Consider the following 19,637-nt stretch of genomic DNA (forward strand, 5'->3'; position numbering starts at 1 on the left):
TATGTGCGGTATTGTTGGAGCGACGTCGGAACGTCGGGTAACAGGTATTCTGCTCGAAGGCTTAAAGCGACTGGAGTATCGCGGTTACGATTCGGCTGGTGTGGCTATTATTGACGCTGATAAACAGTTAAAAAGTATCCGCCGCACCGGAAAAGTTCAGGAACTGAGAGACGCAATAGACCAGAATCCGTTAGACGGAACCATTGGTATTGCGCACACTCGCTGGGCAACGCATGGCGGCGTGACCGAAGCCAACGCCCACCCTCACCGCTCCGAAGATGAAATCGCCGTGGTGCACAATGGCATTATCGAGAACCATGAGCGCTTGCGAGAAGAATTGAAAGCTGAAGGTTATGTCTTTCATTCGCAGACTGACACCGAAGTAATTGCTCACTTAATTCATCACGAGCGTAAAACGCATGACGATTTACTGGCTGCGGTTAAATCAGCGGTACGTCAGCTGGAAGGCGCTTACGGTACTGTCGTTATGGACACTAAGTTCCCCGAGCGTTTAGTGGTAGCGCGTTCTGGCAGCCCGTTAGTAATTGGCGTGGGTATTGGCGAGAACTTCGTGGCTTCTGATCAGCTGGCTTTATTGCCGGTGACCCGCCAGTTTATTTACCTGGAAGAAGGCGATGTTGCGGACATTAACCGTACTGACATTGCTATTTATGACGCTGAAGACCAGCTTGTTGAACGAGAAGTGGTTGAGTCCGACGCTAATTACGACGCAGGTGGTAAAGGCGAATATCGCCACTTTATGCTAAAAGAAATTTACGAGCAGCCGATTGCCGTGCGTAATACCCTGGAAGGCCGTTTATCGGAAACCACCGTATTAGATAACGCCTTTGGTGAGAACGCAGCAGATATTTTGAAAGACATTGAGCACGTTCAGATAGTCGCTTGTGGTACCAGTTATCATGCCGGTATGGTCGCTCGCTACTGGCTGGAAGCAATGGCGAACGTGTCTTGCAACGTTGAAATTGCCTCGGAATTTCGCTACCGCAAGTCCTTTGTTCACTCCAACAGTTTGTTAGTGACCATTTCGCAAAGTGGTGAAACGGCAGACACCCTGGCGGCATTGCGCTTGTCTAAAGAGCTTGGGTATAAAGGCAGCCTGACCGTTTGTAATGTGGGCTCATCGTCTATGGTGCGCGAGTCCGACCTGGCCTTCTTAACCCGTGCGGGCGCAGAAATTGGTGTCGCATCGACCAAAGCCTTCACGACTCAGTTAACCGGCCTGCTCATGCTAACTTTAGGCATTGGTAAGTACCGGGGTATGCCAGAGCAACAGCAACAAGAGGTTGTTCACGCACTGCAGGCACTGCCGGCAAAGTTAGAAGAAGCCGTGTCATTAGCGGATGAAATTGAAAAGCTTGCTCAGGACTTTGCGAATAAAGACCATAGCTTATTCCTTGGCCGTGGTAATCAATACCCTATTGCTATGGAAGGTGCGCTGAAGCTGAAAGAGATTTCCTACATTCACGCCGAAGCTTACGCAGCGGGAGAGTTAAAGCACGGCCCATTGGCACTTATTGACGAAGAAATGCCGGTTATTGTGGTAGCACCAAACAACGATTTGCTGGAAAAGCTAAAATCTAATGTGGAAGAAGTGCGTGCCCGTGGCGGCCTGATGTACGTTTTTGCAGATAAAAACGCCCGCTTCAAAGGCGATGAGTCATTAAACGTACTTAACGTCTGCCACTGCGACGAGGTTGTAGCGCCGATTGTTTACACGGTTCCGTTACAACTGCTGTCCTACTATGTGGCCTTGATAAAAGGGACTGACGTAGACCAGCCTCGTAATCTAGCAAAAAGCGTCACAGTCGAATAATGAAGGGCCGAAAGGCCCTTTTTGTTGTCGGCGTACATTAAAGATCTTAAATGAGACATTAAAGTTGTTAAATATTGAGCTCCTTGTGAGCTAGCCAAAATCTTTACCTGTAAACACAGTGAATTTGTATTAATGTGATTAGATAACTGTTTAAGCAGGACTATATTTAAGTGACCAGATCTTATAATGATGAATGTGATTTGTACGTCGCGCTTACCTGTTACAATTATTTCCCAAACCAAAAGGAAGTAATGGGTGAGTTGCCCCCCTGCTTTTCTTCTAGACAGTTTACTCCAGAGGTCTGTAAAGCTTTGTCGGAAGCTGATAACGGTCCAAGCAGAAAGAAGAATGGTTTCGATTTAGTTGAGTTTAGAGCAACCAGATATAACAATGTACCGCGTATACTAGCCTTGGTTCACCCGAAACCATATTCAGTTTTAGTTGAGAGGATACTTAGTAGTTGGGAGAAAATACGGAATATTTGCGATAACCCGAATAGCCAAGTAAAGCCTGAAATAACGGAAGATGGTCGAGTTTTCGTAATGAACTATGAGAATGGACTAAGCAAAACTAGCCGGCTAAATAAGTTGAGTTTTGCAAAGAAGTTTATAGTTTCAGCAGATATCGCGAATTGTTTCAATAGTATTTATAGCCATTCAATCCCTTGGGCATTAGTTGGATTAGAAGAAGCAAAAAAAATAGAAAACCTAACGAGTGGTTCAATGCAATCGACTCTTCAGTTCGTTGGTGTAAGCGAAATGAAACTCAGGGAATTCCAATTGGCCCAGGGACTTCCTCTATTATCGTAGAGCTAATTCTTTCTGAGATAGATTCGAAATTGAGAGAGAAGAATTATTTATTTGAACGGTATGTCGATGATTACACGTGTTATTGTGAGTCAGACATTGAAGCAGAGTCATTTATAATTGACTTAGAAAGATACCTCTCCGAGTTTAAACTTTCGTTAAACCTATCAAAAACAAACATTAAGGCTTTACCTCTTCCTAATGACGATGAATGGGTTCTGGAGTTGCTAAGGCGTGTTGATCTTTCGCGATTAGTTTTTGAGCGGCATGGTAAAGAGTTATAATTTGTTTCGCCAAAAATAAACTAACAACTCAATACCATGCCGAGACTAATGCTAACTGATAAGCGGTGGAAAAAGCTACTTCAAGTAATGAAGAGCACAGGCCGCATTTACAATAAAACAGAACACAGAATGACGTTTGAAGGGATATTATTCCGGCTGAGAACCGGAATTCCGTGGCGTGACTTGCCATCGGAATTTGGTGATTGGAGCGCGGTTTATCGCCGGTTCAATTTGTGGTCGAAGAAAGGTTTATTAAATATGTTATTCAATGAGTTAGCAAAACTATCTGATTACGATTGGGTCTTTGCTGACGGCTCTATTGTTAAAGCTCATCAGCATAGTACCGGAGCGGCTACCGTGGATAATGAGTGCATTGGAAAGAGCCGAGGTGGTAACTCTACAAAAATTCATTTAGTCGTGGATAGTGGCGGCCTTCCTATTTATTTTGAACTATCAGAAGGCCAGAGAAATGACATAGCTCGGGCTCAAAGTCTGGTAGACCATTTGAGGGAAGTAAACATTTTCGTAGGCGACAAAGGATACGATAGTGACGCATTGAGGAAATATGTTGAAGTCAAAGGAGGGACTTCAGTCATACCCAAACGTAATTATGGCCAGGATATAGACAAATGCAGTGTCGATTGGTGCCTGTATAAATATAGGCATTTAGTTGAAAATGCGTTCGCACGAATAAAACATTATCGTTCAATATCAACCAGGTATGAAAAGTTAGCGAGAAATTATGCCAGTATGGTGTCACTGGCATTTTCATTGATGTGGCTACCGATGTATTGCTGAACAAAATATGTACAGGAAAGATCAACACGCCCTAGGAATTCTCCCCCAAAGCTATATGTATGAGGATGAAAACCAAACTCGGGAAGTTATAAGTACTCCAGCGATAATCACATTTATCAACAATGCCTTAAAGATCAATGGGAGAACCCCCGATGGTAGCGTATTAAAGTATGCTCTCCAGCTTGTAGTTGATAGGGTTGAACAACATAAAGCTGATATCGTGCTTCAAGAAGTGGTGGGCTTAGCTTGGCACTATCCTGTGTTGATTCCGTTTCTCGATAGGTTAGCTAGAAATTACGATATTGACGTCTCGGTTTACGAGAAAGAATTAAACGAACTTGTTAAAGAAAACTCTGCTAAACGCCGTAGTGATGGCATATGCTGGCCACTTTATTTGATGTTTACCAATGATTTAACTCCCTCGAATGAGGCTGTAACTCAGGTAATCAATAGCATGGACTGCTTGGGAATAACTATTCTTTCTCACTTTCTGGGATATCAAGAATCGATCCACGGCGTTGTAAATACCCTATTGGATAGTGATGACTATACGAAAGATAACTATTGGATACTGCTTTACCAGCTTTATTATCAAGGGCATATAGATAACCCATATAGGGGGGATCAGACTTTCGAGTTATTGAAGGACTTCGACGTTAATTTTATGCCCGGTGATAGCGAGAGCGAGGCGGAACGGCACTCTGAGCAAATTGCAATACAGCACATATTTCCTGACGACTTGGAAATATAGCAAGAGATAACAAAAGTGACTTAAGGATTATTAGGGCGTGTTGATCTTTCCTGTACATATTTTGTTCAGCAATGCATCGGTAGCCACATCAATGAAAATGCCAGTGACACCATACTGGCATAATTTCTCGCTAACTTTTCATACCTGGTTGATATTGAACGATAATGTTTTATTCGTGCGAACGCATTTTCAACTAAATGCCTATATTTATACAGGCACCAATCGACACTGTCTTTGTCTATATCCTGGCCATAATTACGTTTGGGTATGACTGAAGTCCCTCCTTTGACTTCAACATATTTCCTCAATGCGTCACTATCGTATCCTTTGTCGCCTACGAAAATGTTTACTTCCCTCAAATGGTCTACCAGACTTTGAGCTCGAGCTATGTCATTTCTCTGGCCTTCTGATAGTTCAAAATAAATAGGAAGGCCGCCACTATCCACGGCTAAATGAATTTTTGTAGAGTTACCACCTCGGCTCTTTCCAATGCACTCATTATCCACGGTAGCCGCTCCGGTACTATGCTGATGAGCTTTAACAATAGAGCCGTCAGCAAAGACCCAATCGTAATCAGATAGTTTTGCTAACTCATTGAATAACATATTTAATAAACCTTTCTTCGACCACAAATTGAACCGGCGATAAACCGCGCTCCAATCACCAAATTCCGATGGCAAGTCACGCCACGGAATTCCGGTTCTCAGCCGGAATAATATCCCTTCAAACGTCATTCTGTGTTCTGGTTTATTGTAAATGCGGCCTGTGCTCTTCATTACTTGAAGTAGCTTTTTCCACCGCTTATCAGTTAGCATTAGTCTCGGCATGGTATTGAGTTGTTAGTTTATTTTTGGCGAAACAAATTATAACTCTTTACCATGCCGCTCAAAAACTAATCACGAAAGATCAACACGCCTTAGTGAAGTCGACCAATAGATTACCTGATGAGTTAAAGCCTTCGTCCACTGACTATACTGTGTCCGGTCTAAAATCTGTATTAGGGGCAGTTCCTGTTGCAGGTTCATTATTATCGGAAATTGCAGGGACGGTCATACCTAATCAAAGAGTTGATCGTATAGCTGATTTTGCGCGGAAACTGGAGTTAAGAGTTTCTCACTTGGAACATTCATTTTTTGAGCGTGAAATAAAAAACGAAGAGTTTACGGATTTAGTTGAGGAAAGCCTAAGATAAGCGGCACGGGCAACCACGGACGATAGACGAGAGTATTTGGCCTCCTTATTAGCCACTAGCTTAAAGAGCAAGGACATTGAATACGCTGAGTCTCATCACTTACTCAGAATTTTATCAGAGCTGTCAGATATTGAGGTTATTTGGCTGAGGTTTTATAGCAATCCATCACTAGGTGGAGACGATGATTTCAGAGATCTTCACAAGGATGTACTTGAACCGGTAGGGTCGACTCTCGGAAGCGGCCAGAATGAGATCGACAAAGAGGCTCTTTAAAAAAGCTATAAGGATCACCTAGAGAGGCTTGGGCTTATCAGCGGTAAAGTAAAAACAGATAAGAATCCTGAGTTTGACAAATTGTCCGGTGAGTTCAAAAGGCAGTCTTTTAGAACAACTGCGTTAGGTGATTTGCTATTACGGAATGTTGACTTACTTTAGTTTGAGTGGTCTTGAGGTAGCTATCTTGCTTAATGAGTGTATTTGGTTATGCTAAAACAAAGCATACCGAGTTGATGACATGGCAAAATCAAAATACTCGCTGAGCGAGGCGCAGATTGCGAAAAGAATAAAGGAAGGACGCGGATCTGGCTCCGGCGCGGATTACAGCCCTTGGGTGCGAGTCGATGAGCTTGCATCTTTAGGCCGATCCCGGCAGGTCTATTCTCACCTCACCAAACGAATCCACCATCTACTTTCTGATCTTGAATTTTAGTCACTTTTAACCCTTTGTTGAAAATAGTCCGTTGTGGCTGTTAGGCGGAATGAGCTCGTATCTAATACGGTTAACGAACTAACGTTCTTATGGCATATTAAGTTTATGAAAGTTCTGATTTGTGATGACTCTAAAGTTGCTCGAAAGAGCATCGAGCTGTCTTTACCTAAAAGCTGGGACATTGAGGTGCGTTTTGCCGAAAACGGGCAAGAGGCGCTAGATTTAGTGGAGCAAGGACTTGCGGAACTGCTGTTTCTTGACTTAACCATGCCTGTTATGGACGGTTTTGAAGTATTACAGAATATTAGGGAAAGGGAACTAGACTGTCTGACAATAGTCGTTTCCGGTGACATACAGGAAGCGTCGCAACGCAGAGTTGAAAAATTAGGTGCTCTGGGTTTTATAAAAAAACCCATTGTTACTGAGGAACTGCAAAGCCTGCTTCAACGCTACGGCCTTATTAGAGAACTGCTACCGGCTGAACATCAGCGTCAGCTAAGTAAAACCGAGCACATTGAGCCTACCGATATCTTAAAGGAAGTCAGCAATATTGCGCTTGGCGACGCCGCAAAGCTGCTTGGTGACATGTTGGGCTCCTTTATTCAACTGCCCGTTCCCGATGTGGCTAAGCGCTCTTACAATGCCTTGATTAATGAACTTCATGACGAAGACATTCGAATAAATATGGTGTCGGAGGGCTTTGTTGGTAACGCTATAGCCGGAGAAGCCATCCTTTGCGTTGATAACCGAACCCTCAATGACTTACCATCGAAACTGTCGGACTATCACGGTTATGAATTTAAGGACGATAACCAAAGTGTGTTGTTGGATGTTGCTTCAACATTGATCGCCGCCTTTTTAAAGCGTTTCTCCTCACAACTGGATTTAGAATTAAACATAAGTCAGCCAGCTTTTCTGGGAATGAGTGAAACCGTCAATAATGTTTTTAAAGAGGATGTGAAAGACAAAAAAGTTCTAATCATCAGCATCGATTATGAGATCCCTGACTATCATTTAAGTTGCGATCTCTACGTTATTTTTACTGAAGCTTCAATTGCTGCACTGGAAGAACGAGCTGGGTACTTTATCGATGAATAAAGATCAACTAGATATCACCAACCTACATTGGTTATTGCAAATTCTCCAAAATATTGAGGTTGGGCTGATTGTTTTTGACCGCAATTACGACGTTAAAGTGTGGAATGGTTTTATGGAGAACCACAGCGGTATCAGCAGCGTTGCGGCTAAAGACGAAAACTTATTTAGACTATTGCCAACTCTGCCTAAAAGCTGGTTTGAGTATAAGACAGAATCCGTTTTGAAATTAGGTATTCAGGCTCACTGTAACTGGCAACAAGAGCCACACATTCTTAACTTTGAAAATACCCGGCCGTTTACTGCAGAGTCTGATCTTATGTTCCAGAATCTCACGTTATTTCCCTTATTTTCTACCAATAAGGAAATTTATCATATCTGCGCGCTGGTTTATGATGTCAGTGAAGAAGCAAATAATCTATTAAAACTAAAAACCATCAGCCAGACCGATGCATTAACACAGTTGTTTAATCGAGGGCATTGGCAGCAAGCGTTTGAACAAGAGTTTCTTCGTTGCCAGCGTTATGAAGATACAGCTTCTGTCATCATGATGGATATTGATAATTTTAAGCCAGTAAATGACACGTATGGACATCAGGTTGGTGACAGAGCGATTCAGTTAATCGCAAATATAATGTTGGAAAGTCAGCGAGAAACCGATATTTGTGGTCGATACGGCGGAGAAGAGTTTGTGATTCTTCTACCAAAAACGTCCTTAAACGACGGTGTTTTAGTCGCTGAGCGACTGAGAAAGCAAATAGAGCAAACGTCACTGCCTTTAGGCAAAGACCACAATGACGAGCAACTGAAGCTGACAATAAGCGCAGGGGTTGCGGAGTTTTCTAATGAATTCTCGATTGCTGAGAACTGGCTGGAAAAAGCAGACGCTGCGTTATATGACTCTAAAAAAAATGGCAGGAACCAGGTATCGAAATAAAACCTCCGGCCAGTAGCCGGAGGTTTTGTTGAGCTAGAATGAAGTTATGATATTCAACTCGTCGGTCACTTTACTCTTGTCCGACACGTAACCTATCCCTTGCGGGTTATTAAGCAAAAACGATATAACTTCGTCATCACTTTTTAATTCATTAAGCGGTGTTCCACGCCCAGTAAACTTGAGTTTGGCCCAGTGACGCTTCAGCTGTTCACCTGACTTACCTACTAGAGATTCCTCAAAGGCTTTACGTGCCGCTGAGTCCTCCGGTAAATTTACGCCTTTTAACACCTGAGACTGGCCTAAATAAATTCTGGAAACAGACTCTTCGTTAATTTCCGTTTGTGAAACTACGACACCATTTTGCGCAAAAGTTGAAAAGCTGAGTACGCTTGCTGCAAAAACGATGAGAAATAAAGTAATTTTTTTCATCATAAATCCTTAAAATACAAATTGAACCGCAGCGGAAACCAGTACGTCAGACTCGTCCGTCAACTTGTCGTCAGAGTGAGTTACGTCGAACTTTAATACGGCGCTTGGAGCAATGTTAAAGTTGGCACCAAGTGAAGTGTAAGTAGTTTCGTTAACGACATTTGTTGTCACTTGATTAACAGCGGCTTGTAATTGTGGAACAGGAACCGTAAAACGCTCGGCATTACTGATTTTATCGTCGGTTTGACCAACGGTGGCGTGTAATGCCCAGTTGTCGAAACGCTTACCTGCGGTCAGGTAACTTGACCGTTGTTCTGGAATATAACTGCCTTCAACTTCAAGATTGGTATATTCGCCACCAACGAACCAGTTAAAGTTGTCGTACATAAAACCAACGCTGGCGAAAGTTCCCTTGTCTTCAGAAACTTCCAGTTCAGAAGCAACCTGGCCGGCACCGGCTTGTCTTAATGTGTCCAGCAAGCCACTGATTTCGTTAAATTCGATATTGGTGTCATTGGTTTGATAATAAGCAATGCGCATAGTCAGGTTGTTATAGATAGCGCTGGTGTTAAAACCAATCATATTGTTCATCTCAGCTTTTGACAGTTCCGCGCCACCTATATCAATGTCATCGTTCATGTTGCCGGCAACAACTTGGGTATTGAAGATAAAGTTACCGATAAAAGCATTATGTTGAACGCTCACGCCGGTATAATTATCAAAAGCAACACGATAGACGCTTTGCGGCGTGCGTAGCCAGTGGTAGCTGTAACCGACATCCAGTGAGTCTGAGTACATATAAAAAGGTAAGCGCAATTTACCGACATTAACGCTGGTTGAGTCATTAAACTGGTACTGTAGGTAGGCCCACTCCACCCCGAGGTCAAAGTCTTCTTCGCCGCGTGACATAATTTGCGTGGTGATACTTAGTTTATCGGAAAGGTCTGCCTTTGCCTGCAGCGCAAATAAGCTTTCAGGATTAAAATCCAGGTTATTGTCATAGCCGAATAACTGGTCATCGCTGCCGGTTGTCATACCCGCTGCAATATTACCAAAGCCACTCCACTGAATTTTATCTTGTGCATGAGATGGAAGGCTTATTAATAGCGCAGATGCGCCTATACAAGCCAGTAAAGAATTCTTCATTTAAAGCTCCTGAGAAAGTTTACAACATTATAATTTAGAGGAATCTAAAATTGGCTAAATTTTGCACGTTTACATTTTTGGATACAATAGTTCGTTTGCGTTAACAATAAGTGTTAAATTAGTTAAGTTAATGTGTGTTTTTTTATGCACCTTTTATTATTTAAAAAGTACAATTAATTAACAGTTAAGGACTTTATGCACCATCACCATCATCACCATGAAAGTTCGTCAGAGCGCATCGGCTGGGCGTTTTTCCTTAACTTATGCTTTACCATCATTGAGTTTATTGGCGGGGCGCTGACCAACAGTACCGCTATTTTAGCGGATGCCGTACACGACTTGGGCGACAGTATTTCCATTGGTATGGCCTGGCTGCTGGACAAGTTCAGTCGTAAAGACGCTACGCACACCTTTACCTATGGTTACCAACGACTTTCTCTGGTTGGTGCTTTTATTAACGCCGTTGTACTGACGGCTGGTTCTGTCTGGATTTTATTCGAGGCTATTCCGCGTTTATGGAATCCAGTGATGCCCATGGCGGAAGGCATGGTGCTGTTGGCAATATTTGGTGTGATTGTGAACGGCTATGCTGCATTTAAGCTGTCGCACGGAAAATCGCTAAACGAGCGGGTGCTTAATTGGCACTTACTTGAAGACGTGCTGGGCTGGGTCGCGGTTTTAATCGTGTCGATAATTCTAATGTTTGTCGACTGGCCTATTTTGGACCCTTTGTTATCTATTGGTTTTACCCTGTTTATTCTGGTGAATGTGGTCCGCCATTTAGGGGCTACGGTTAAATTGTTTGTGCAGGCGTCTCCTGACCCGGAAGTTTATCGGCAAATACGCAAGCAATTGACGTCGTTAGAGCTCGTTAACGATGCCCATCACTTGCATTTTTGGTCACTGGACGGCGAACGCCATGTATTAACCGCACATATTGTGGTATCAAAAGAACTGGAGTGCCAGGAACGAGCGCTTTTAAAACAACAAATATCACAGCAGCTGGCAGCGTTTGAATTAGCTCATACGACGATTGAGCTGGAGTATCCTGACGAAGCTTGTCGAGATCATTAACAGGAGAAGATCATGGAATTATTCGGAAGCTATACCTCGCCATATGTAAGACATTGCCGCATTGCTTTATTGGAGAGTAAAACAAAATTCTCATTTACTGAAACCGACTTTGAAACCAGTGCGAAATTAAGTCCGGCCAAGAAAGTACCTTTTCTGCACCACAATAATGTGCGTTTACACGACTCTACCAGCATCCTGAAGTATGTAAGGGACAAGGCCGACGAGCGTTTTTTCGCTGACGTCAAAGACTTTGATCAGTACTGTTTGGTGAATACCGCTATGGATGCCGCGGTCAACTTGTTTTTGCTGGAAAAAGAAGGGATAACGGCGGATAGCGTAAGTTACCTTAAACGTCAGCAACAGCGGGTTTATGACATATTGCAACTCATGGAAGACAAAGAGCACGCGGTGGCTTACGAAGGCCCGCACCCCTTTAGTGATGGCGAATTACGTTTAGGGTGTTTCTTAAGCTGGGGGTTATTCCGTGAGCGTTTCAATTTGGATGAGTACCCGCGACTTCAGGCTTTTGTCGATAAGTTAAATGACTACCCTTACTTCGCGGATACTGATCCGACTCGTTCTTAATTGGCTTTAATAGCACGGCTGCGCTCGGGAATTTCCTCGTTTAGCAGCCGGTCATTTTGTGAATAATCTACGGGTACATCAATAAGATGAACACCGGGCTTGTTCAGGCAGTCTTCTAGCAGTGGTATCAGGTTTTCGGTTTTATCTAAACGATACCCTTTAGCGCCATAAGACTCTGCGTATTTCACAAAATCCGGATTATTGAAATCTAAGCCATAATCGTTCAGTTTCATGTGCTGCTGTTTCCATTTTATCATGCCGTAGCCGCTGTCATTCAGAACAACCACGACAATGTCCAGCCCCATTCGGACAGCGGTTTCAAGCTCTTGCGAGTTCATCATAAAACCACCATCGCCGCACACGGCCATGACTTTTTTATCCGGATTGACCAATTTGGCCGCCATTGCTGAAGGCAGACCTGCCCCCATAGAAGCCAGTGCGTTATCCAGCAGCACGGTATTAGGTTGACGCGCCGGGTAATTACGGGCAAACCAAATTTTATAGATACCGTTATCCAGAGCAATGACACCATCGTCTGGCATTGCCTCCCGAACATCTTCTACCAGACGCTGAGGTAATACCGGGAAACTGTCGTCATGAGCACCTTCGTCGGTATGGTCGCGCATATGATCCCGAACTGTCAGCATAAAGTCGAAGTCCCAGTGGTCCTGCGGTTCTATGCCTTCTTTTAATTGCCAGATACTGTTACCGATATCACCAATCATGCTGGCGTGTGGGAAGTAAACCGAATCCACTTCAGCGCCCTGAAAGTTGATGTGCACAACTTTACGTCTATCGTTGTCACCGGCTTTCATCATAAAGGGCGGTTTTTCGATCACGTCGTGGCCGACATTTAAAATTAAATCAGCTTTTTCAATGGCGCGGTGCGGGTAATCGCCGTCAGAAATAGCAGCGTTACCTAACCAGCGAGGGTGATCTTCGTTAATGACCCCTTTACCCATTTGCGTGGTGATAAAAGGAATACCGGTTTTATCCACAAAAGCACGTAACATTTTTGCGGTAATCTTGCGGTTTGCAGCAGCACCGATCAAAAGAACCGGATGTTTAGCTTCGCGCAACAGCTCAAGTACGTGGCGAACCGACTTATGTTCAGTAATAGGACGACGCGAATGGCTTGCCTCTATAGGTAACGCGGTAACCTCGTCCCGGCTAATATCATCGGATAATTCCAAATGAGCAGCGCCCGGGCGTTCGTCTGCCGCCCGGCGGAATGCTTCACGTATGTGCGCCGGAATACTGCTGCTGCTAATAATAGCCTGTGTATACTTAGTAATGGGCGTCATCATATCGACCACATCAATGATCTGGAACTGACCTTGATGACGTTCTCTTATGGGTTTTTGCCCGGTAATGACGACCATGGGCATAGCGCCGAGTTGAGCGTAGGCTACCGGAGTGACCAAGTTAGTCGCACCCGGCCCCAAAGTCGACAGGCATACGCCGGGCTTTCCGGTCAGACGGCCATAAGTTGCAGCCATAAAACCGGCGCCCTGCTCGTGGCGGGTTAAAATTAATTCTATAGTGGATTTTGAAAGGGACTCTAGTAAGTCCAGATTTTCTTCGCCGGGAATGCCGAAAATGTAATTCACACCCTCGTTTTCTAGTGCTTTTACGAATAAATCGGATGCTTTCACTTCGCTTTCTCCTTGCGTTAAAGAATCTTACTTTGGCTAAACTTACGTACAGCATAGGAGAGATGATCAAAAAAATCCGTAACCAGAGTTAACTGATTACGGATTCTACAGTTTTTAAACCTTAAATATTAGAACGAGTAACTGACTTTTGAGTAAACAAAGCGACCGCGAGGGTTGTGGACGCTCGATGCATAGCCATAAAGGTCATCGTTAAACGCTTTTGGTGGTTCTTCGTCGAACAGGTTAGTAGTACCAATTGTTAAACGAAGCTCAGACGTTACATCATAGTAAGCCTGCAAATCGACAAGCAGTTGCTCACCAACCATACGCGCTTTCTCGGATTCAACTTCATCAGGTTTTTTATAGTCTTCAAATTCACCAATGTAGTTAAAGTTTAAATTGACACCTAAAGCATCTTGATTCCACTCTGCGCGCGCTGTCCAGCGGTTTTGTGGATACTCATACTCGCCTGTGTAATCGATACCGTTTTTCTCGAACTTATTCATATAAGACCAATCAAGACCGAAGCGGACTGTTCCAAGACTCTGAGTGTTCCAGTTGTAATTGGCTGAGAAATCAAGACCCGTAGCTTCCTGACTCGATAGATTTACATAGGTATTGTAAATCGTTGCAAGCTCACCGAGTTCATCGCCGGGTAATGGATCGCGGCGCTCACAGATTTCGCTGTCTTGGTCGTTACAGTTGGCATCATAAATTGATTCAAAATCATCTTGCGCGATTTTATTGTCTTGTTCAATAGACCAATAGTCTGCCGAAATATCAATATCATCGTTAACTTGCCAAATGGCACCTAAGTTGTAGTTTGATGACTCTTCTGGCTCCAGATTGTCAGAGCCTGAGAATACAATGGTGTAGTCTAATTCAGCACAGCCCTGTCCGTCCGCATCACAACGGTATTCATCAACGAAAAAGGTAGATTCCTGTGATGGGCCTAAACCAATTTGCGCTAATGAAGGAGCGCGGAATCCCTCACCGTAAGATGCCCGCAAAGTTACATCTTCAGTCGGACGCCACTGCAGTTTAAACTGCGGGTTAAAGGTTGAACCAAAGTCACTGTAGTCGTCGTAACGACCGGCAACAGTTGCTTCCAATTGATCGGTGATTGGAATTAGGAATTCGACATATGCTGCCCACTGATCTCGCTCGGCTTCGGCTTGTACCGATTCAGTACCAAAAATTAATCCACGTTGGAACTGGTCATCCGGTTGGTCGAAAACATCTTCCTGACGGTATTCAAGACCGGCAGCCATTGACACGTAGTGGTCACCTAGCTCGAATGCTTCACCAGCAATACTGGCATCTACTGCGGTAAGGTGCGATTCACCACGACGCACAAGTGACGTGTTGATAGCATCGATAACTTCCGGGTCGTTGATGGTACCACCGAAAGGATTGTAGTTGCCGGCATTAATTTGTTCCTGAAGAAAATCCGTACGCAACCAGCCTTGTTCTTTCGAGCCCGTTTGCATACTTGAGCTGCGGCCTTTCTGGTATGAGACATCCCAACCCCAACCATTTAGGTCACCACGTAAGCCAGCGATGAAACGCAGCGTGTCTGATTCAATATCCCAAATACGGGCGCCAGCATCAATAGGACGAAAGTAGTTGATATCAACTTGTTCACCAAAAGGGTTATTTGGGTGGTCGGCTGGCACATAAAGGTTTGCGTCAGCATCAAGAGGTGTTGGTGCGCCACCGGCTTTTGAGCGGTTATGTTGGGCTGCTATTTCAATGTAGCCTTCAATGTCGCGTGAAAATTCTTTACTGGACTGAACAATTGCACCGACACGCTCTGCTTCAGGAAATATTTGTGCATATGGACCGTAATCAAATACACAAAAGTCGCCAATTCTATTATCATTCTTATCAAATATATCTTTTGTTGCTTCAGGAGCACATGCTGGGTCCGCCGTTGAAACCCCGTCGACAATGAAAGTGCCAGGAAAGCCACGTGCAGAGCGCTTATCGGCTCCCCCCCAAGGGGTTTGGTTTGCTGTACCGTTTCTACCAAACTCTGAGCCCATAATTGAGGTGTTTTTCCAATAATCCAGAATCATCGTGGTGTTACTGTCATCGTCGCCAGTACCCCACACCAGGCTCATACTGGTTTCTTCATAGTTAACATCGCCCGTGGTTCCACCATGGCTGGCTGTTAGTTCTGTACCAACAAAGTCATCTCTTAAAATGATATTAACGACACCCGCCACAGCGTCTGACCCGTAAATAGCGGATGCTCCGTCTTTAAGAATATCGATGCGTTCAATAGCGGCTACCGGAATAGAGTTAATATCGACAAATGAATTTGCAATTCCTTCAGCAAATGAAGAAACACCAACCCGGCGTCCGTTTAACAACACCAATGTTGAATCGGCACCAAAGCCACGTAAGCTAATAGCAGCTGCGCCATTGGCGGTTGTATCCTGGCTGTTACCCTGGGTTGAGAATGTTCCGACACCTGCTGATGGCAAGCGTTCTAAGAGTTGTTGCAGATTATTAAAACCTGAGGCCTCGATGCTTTCTCTGTCAATAACTTCTACTGGAGAGGCCCCTTCCATATCGGTTCGGGAAATGCGGGAGCCGGTAACCTGGATACGCTCAAGCGAATCATCTTCGGCTTGGTTGTTTACTTCCTGTGCAAAACTAATAGGCGACGCGAACGTGGCTCCTATTGCTAATGCACAAAGTGAGTATTTGAAATTTGTTTTCATTATTATTCTCCCCGAGATTCTTTACGATTAACTGTGTGTTAAATAAACAACACAGTATCTTTGTTACATTAATTTAACACTTTATCAAGAGGATATTGCTGTAAAACTTTAAAAAATTAGGGGGGGGAGTACAAAACGAGCTAAACGTAAGTTTTTATTCCTGAAACGAAAAAACCCGCGGCTCTATTTGAGCTACGGGTTTAGCTATTAAAGTTAACTCTTGATTAAGAGTTTCCATCGCCAGTCATTTCTTCTAAACGAGCGCGCAGTTCTTCGTCATTTTGCGCTTGTTGAATAATCATGTTGTATTCTTGTGGGGTCAGACCCGCGCCTTCAACTGCCGCAATCATTTCTTTCTGTGCGGACTGTTGAATTCCGCGAGCTTCTTCCTGGTTTTCTGCTTCCTGGAATTGGTCACGGTATTTTTCAGTAACTTTCTGAACATCTTCCATAGCCGTTACAAACTTAACCAGCATACCTTCTGAAATTTCTTGAGTTTGCTGTTGTTGTTGCGCCATAGAATTCTGAGCTTGTTGCTGTTGAGCCATTGCGGCGGTGCTGCCCAGTGCGAATACCGTTGCTAGTGCGATAATTGTCTTTTGCATGATAATCTCCTAAATGAACATCTCTGTTTTAATAACACTGAGATTAAAGCGAAGACTGTGCCAACTTTTTAACCAGCTGATTTTATTGTATTTTTATTTTTTTTAATATGAGTGTTCGGAAAGCAAGCCTAAAAATGTGTATCCTTGGTACACAGTTAAGGGAGGCAGTGTGACAAAAAGATACAACTGGCCGCTATCCAGCTTGCAACGACGACTGCTTATTTATGTTGTTGTGCCAATGCTGCTAATTTCCGGCATAGCGATAAGTGTGGGGTTACAAGTTGCTTCCGATGAAGCTAATGAACGGCTAAAGAGTGACTTAGAGTTATTAGGGCGAGCTATTAGCTTACCGATAAGCGACGCCTTGCTTAATAATGACTTGAGAACCGTTCAGGCAAACCTTGATTCGGTATTTAATATTGGGCGGGTTTATGGCGCATCGGTGTATAATGTGTATGGTCAGCAAGTAGCGGAAGCCGGCATTACAGAAACGGATTTAAGTAACAGCCAGCTCGCACTACAAACCGTTCAAACAGGTATAAAGCAAGACGATTACCGACGCGTTGAAGGCCGTGATGTTTTCTCGCAATTTCTTCCGATTGTTGATCGCGGTGGTCGTATTATTGGCCTGCTACAAATCAACCGGCGCGCCAGTGACTTTGACGAATCTTTTGAAACATTGAGTCAATACGCCTGGTTGAGTTGGGCGGCATTTGGCTTAATCACCATTGCGGTACTGGTGTTCGGTCATTACCGAGGTGTCGGCCGGCACGTGGTGGCACTTAAGGATGCCATGCTGCAGGTGGCGGAAGGTAATCGCAGTACTCGTGTGACACCTGCCGGGCCATCCGAACTGCAAGAGGTAGCCCAGGGGTTTAACCGTATGCTCGATAGCATCACAGAGGCTGAGCAAGAGCTGGAACAGCGTCGGGAGCATGAAGCTTCACTTCAACGAGCTCTGCGCGAGCAAGAAAAAATGGCGGCTATTGGCAGTGTGGCCAGTGGTGTTGCGCATGAACTAGGCGCTCCGCTAACCGTTATTGATGGTAGAGCCAGCCGCTTATTACGCACTCATAAAGATGATGACAGCCAGCGCCAGTTAAAAGCGGTGAGAGGTCAAGTGCAACGTTTGACCGGTTTGGTCAATCAATTGCTGGCCTTTTCCCGAACGCCGGTGCAACAGCGCGAGCCTATTTCGTTGCGTGACTTAGTTGCAACCGCAATGACCAGTATTGAGTTCGAGCAAGATAAAGGTTCCGCTAAAGTTGTGATGAAAGAGCTGGTAGATGTCATTCTGAAAGTTGATATTAAACGACTGGAACTGGCGTTAGTTAACGTATTGCGTAATGGCCTGCAGGCCGCTCAATCTGAGGTTGCCGTTGCTGCTGAATACGCCGGAGAAGGCGTCGTTATTACTATAGATGATGACGGCGAAGGCCTGCCTGAATCTATGAAAGACAAAGCATTACAGCCGTTTGAAACCAATAAACCTCAGGGCAAAGGCACTGGCCTGGGTTTAACCATCGTTAAACACGTATTGAATGATCATAACGGAGCGTTGTCTTTGACCAATAACCCAAACGGTGGCTGTCGAGTCACCTTAAGTTTGCCGGCGCAATGCATTCGACAAGTGGTCACTAACGGAGGTAACGAATGACAGCAGCAAAAGCCATTATCGGCGTTATTGAGGATGACCCGGCTTTACAGGAACTGCTGGTTGAGGAGCTTGAGGCCGAAGGTTATAAAGTCACGGCCTGGGGCAGTGTTGAAGGTTTTAAAAAAGCTGCACCGACACTGGATTTGGTCATCAGCGATATTCGCTTGCCGGGCGAATCTGGTTTACAACTTTTAGAGAGCCTGAAAAATGAAGATAGCGCGCCGGCGCTGCTATTGATCACCGCTTTTGGTACGGTCAATCAGGCCGTTGACGCTTTAAAGCAGGGCGCCGATGACTTTTTAACGAAGCCGCTCGACGTTGAGCATTTGCTGCTCAGTGTGCAGCGTATTCTTGAGCATCGGTCATTACAGCGTGAGCTAAAACGTTACCGCCAGCAACAAAAAGGGCCCGGAGGACTTATTGGGCAAAGCCCGTCAATGCGCAAACTCTATGATCAGATAGAGCGCATTGCGTCAGCCGACGGCAGCGTATTAATTACTGGCGAAAGTGGTACCGGTAAAGAATTGGTCGCAAAGGCTTTGCATCAGTTAAGTGACCGTGCTGAAAATAGCTTTCAGGCGGTAAACTGTGCTGGTATTCCCGCTGACTTAATGGAAAGTGAATTTTTTGGTCACGCCGCCGGCGCTTTTACCGGCGCTCAGAAAAAACGGCAGGGTCTTCTGAAGCAAGCTGACGGGGGCACTTTATTACTCGACGAAATTGGCGAAATGCCGATGGCGTTGCAGGCTAAGCTGCTGCGGGTCTTGCAGGAAGGTACCATTCGCGCAGTCGGCAGTGACGAAGAAGAAACCGTTAATGTCAGGATATTAGCTGCGACTCACCAGGACTTAGAAAAACACGTTGAAGAGGGCCGCTTCCGTCAGGATCTATTTTATCGTCTGGAAACCTTCAGTTTACGAGTTCCGCCTTTGCGTGAGCGTGGCGAAGACATTGAGCGCTTAGCGAATTATTTTTTACAACAGTTGCAAAAGAACAGCGATAAAGCCGTTCAAAGCATATCTTCGGCTGCGCTTGAACAACTTTATCGTTACCGTTTCCCGGGTAATGTCCGCGAACTACAAAATGCGATAGAGCGTGCCTTCACTTTTTCCCGAGACGATAAAATTGCGGTTGAGGACTTACCGCAACGGATACTCGACAGTGAGCATGAACCGGAAGTGGAACACGGACCTGAGTGGCCGACGCTGGATGAGTATCAAAATCAGTATATTCGCAAAGTGCTGGCGCACGCAGAGAGAAATAAATCTAAAGCGGCCGATATTCTGGGCGTAACCCGCCGTACCTTATACCGTTGGCTGGAACAGCATAGCGAGTGATCAAGCAGGCGTTT

The 19,637-nt window shown here is 44.7% G+C and carries 18 protein-coding genes; 12 read left to right on the plus strand and 6 right to left on the minus strand.

Going from position 1 to position 19,637, the window contains the following annotated elements; genetic code table 11:
• The first annotated feature begins 1 nt into the window (after window position 1).
• From glmS to L8G48_RS11930, 5 genes are all read left to right on the plus strand, one after another.
• Window positions 2-1,834: a glutamine--fructose-6-phosphate transaminase (isomerizing) gene (glmS, locus tag L8G48_RS11910; RefSeq protein WP_248264834.1), complete on the plus strand. Its 1,833-nt coding sequence runs from the start codon at window positions 2-4 to the stop codon at window positions 1,832-1,834.
• Window positions 1,835-2,085: 251 nt separating this feature from the next.
• The gene (locus L8G48_RS13545) at window positions 2,086-2,643 is read left to right on the plus strand and encodes a hypothetical protein (RefSeq protein ID WP_248264870.1); all 558 of its coding nucleotides are present in this window, start codon (window positions 2,086-2,088) and stop codon (window positions 2,641-2,643) included.
• The gene (locus tag L8G48_RS11920; RefSeq protein WP_505465441.1) at window positions 2,607-2,924 is read left to right on the plus strand and encodes an RNA-directed DNA polymerase; all 318 of its coding nucleotides are present in this window, start codon (window positions 2,607-2,609) and stop codon (window positions 2,922-2,924) included. The genes L8G48_RS13545 and L8G48_RS11920 overlap by 37 nt, the downstream gene beginning before the upstream one ends.
• Window positions 2,925-2,960: 36 nt before the next feature.
• On the plus strand, window positions 2,961-3,722 hold the full coding sequence (locus L8G48_RS11925) for an IS5 family transposase (RefSeq protein ID WP_248263312.1): 762 nt from the start codon (window positions 2,961-2,963) through the stop codon (window positions 3,720-3,722).
• A gap of 7 nt (window positions 3,723-3,729) precedes the next feature.
• Window positions 3,730-4,473, plus strand: a complete 744-nt coding sequence (locus L8G48_RS11930) for a hypothetical protein (protein ID WP_248264835.1) — start codon at window positions 3,730-3,732, stop codon at window positions 4,471-4,473.
• 65 nt (window positions 4,474-4,538) lie between these two features.
• Here the strand turns inward: L8G48_RS11930 and L8G48_RS11935 are convergent, their stop codons facing one another.
• A complete protein-coding gene (locus tag L8G48_RS11935) occupies window positions 4,539-5,300 on the minus strand; it encodes an IS5 family transposase (RefSeq protein WP_248264836.1) in 762 nt (253 codons plus the stop codon).
• Window positions 5,301-5,323: 23 nt separating this feature from the next.
• On the opposite strand from L8G48_RS11935, the gene L8G48_RS11940 reads away from it, so the two are divergent.
• The 3 genes from L8G48_RS11940 (at window position 5,324) to L8G48_RS11950 (ending at window position 8,406) form a co-directional block, all read left to right on the plus strand.
• A complete protein-coding gene (locus L8G48_RS11940) occupies window positions 5,324-5,665 on the plus strand; it encodes a hypothetical protein (protein WP_248264837.1) in 342 nt (113 codons plus the stop codon).
• Between the two features lie 814 nt (window positions 5,666-6,479).
• Window positions 6,480-7,472, plus strand: a complete 993-nt coding sequence (locus tag L8G48_RS11945; protein ID WP_248264838.1) for a response regulator — start codon at window positions 6,480-6,482, stop codon at window positions 7,470-7,472.
• Window positions 7,465-8,406: a GGDEF domain-containing protein gene (locus L8G48_RS11950; protein ID WP_248264839.1), complete on the plus strand. Its 942-nt coding sequence runs from the start codon at window positions 7,465-7,467 to the stop codon at window positions 8,404-8,406. Before L8G48_RS11945 ends, L8G48_RS11950 begins: the two co-directional genes overlap by 8 nt.
• Before the next feature lie 33 nt (window positions 8,407-8,439).
• Here the strand turns inward: L8G48_RS11950 and L8G48_RS11955 are convergent, their stop codons facing one another.
• The gene (locus L8G48_RS11955; RefSeq protein WP_248264840.1) at window positions 8,440-8,835 is read right to left on the minus strand and encodes a phosphate ABC transporter substrate-binding protein; all 396 of its coding nucleotides are present in this window, start codon (window positions 8,833-8,835) and stop codon (window positions 8,440-8,442) included.
• A gap of 9 nt (window positions 8,836-8,844) precedes the next feature.
• Window positions 8,845-9,981, minus strand: coding sequence for a hypothetical protein (locus L8G48_RS11960; RefSeq protein ID WP_248264841.1), 1,137 nt, complete (start codon window positions 9,979-9,981; stop codon window positions 8,845-8,847).
• 195 nt (window positions 9,982-10,176) lie between these two features.
• Here L8G48_RS11960 and L8G48_RS11965 point away from each other — a divergent pair, with 195 nt between their 5' ends.
• Window positions 10,177-11,055, plus strand: a complete 879-nt coding sequence (locus L8G48_RS11965) for a cation diffusion facilitator family transporter (RefSeq protein WP_248264842.1) — start codon at window positions 10,177-10,179, stop codon at window positions 11,053-11,055.
• 12 nt (window positions 11,056-11,067) lie between these two features.
• Window positions 11,068-11,640, plus strand: a complete 573-nt coding sequence (locus tag L8G48_RS11970) for a glutathione S-transferase family protein (protein ID WP_248264843.1) — start codon at window positions 11,068-11,070, stop codon at window positions 11,638-11,640.
• Here L8G48_RS11970 and L8G48_RS11975 read toward each other — a convergent pair.
• The 3 genes from L8G48_RS11975 to L8G48_RS11985 form a co-directional block, all read right to left on the minus strand.
• Window positions 11,637-13,295 carry an acetolactate synthase large subunit gene (locus tag L8G48_RS11975; protein ID WP_248264844.1) on the minus strand — a complete coding sequence of 553 codons (1,659 nt, stop codon included), beginning with the start codon at window positions 13,293-13,295 and terminating at the stop codon, window positions 11,637-11,639. The genes L8G48_RS11970 and L8G48_RS11975 overlap by 4 nt on opposite strands.
• 128 nt (window positions 13,296-13,423) lie before the next feature.
• Window positions 13,424-16,024: a TonB-dependent receptor gene (locus L8G48_RS11980; RefSeq protein WP_248264845.1), complete on the minus strand. Its 2,601-nt coding sequence runs from the start codon at window positions 16,022-16,024 to the stop codon at window positions 13,424-13,426.
• A 224-nt stretch (window positions 16,025-16,248) separates the two neighbouring features.
• Window positions 16,249-16,629: a DUF4168 domain-containing protein gene (locus L8G48_RS11985; protein ID WP_248264846.1), complete on the minus strand. Its 381-nt coding sequence runs from the start codon at window positions 16,627-16,629 to the stop codon at window positions 16,249-16,251.
• A gap of 169 nt (window positions 16,630-16,798) precedes the next feature.
• On the opposite strand from L8G48_RS11985, the gene L8G48_RS11990 reads away from it, so the two are divergent.
• Window positions 16,799-18,286, plus strand: a complete 1,488-nt coding sequence (locus L8G48_RS11990; RefSeq protein ID WP_248264847.1) for a sensor histidine kinase — start codon at window positions 16,799-16,801, stop codon at window positions 18,284-18,286.
• Window positions 18,283-19,623 (plus strand): sigma-54-dependent transcriptional regulator, encoded by a 1,341-nt coding sequence (locus L8G48_RS11995; protein WP_248264848.1) that lies wholly within the window; start codon window positions 18,283-18,285, stop codon window positions 19,621-19,623. The genes L8G48_RS11990 and L8G48_RS11995 overlap by 4 nt, the downstream gene beginning before the upstream one ends.
• The last annotated feature ends 14 nt before the right edge of the window (window positions 19,624-19,637 follow it).

This window comes from Idiomarina aminovorans, from assembly GCF_023155095.1.
Classification (GTDB): domain Bacteria; phylum Pseudomonadota; class Gammaproteobacteria; order Enterobacterales; family Alteromonadaceae; genus Idiomarina; species Idiomarina aminovorans.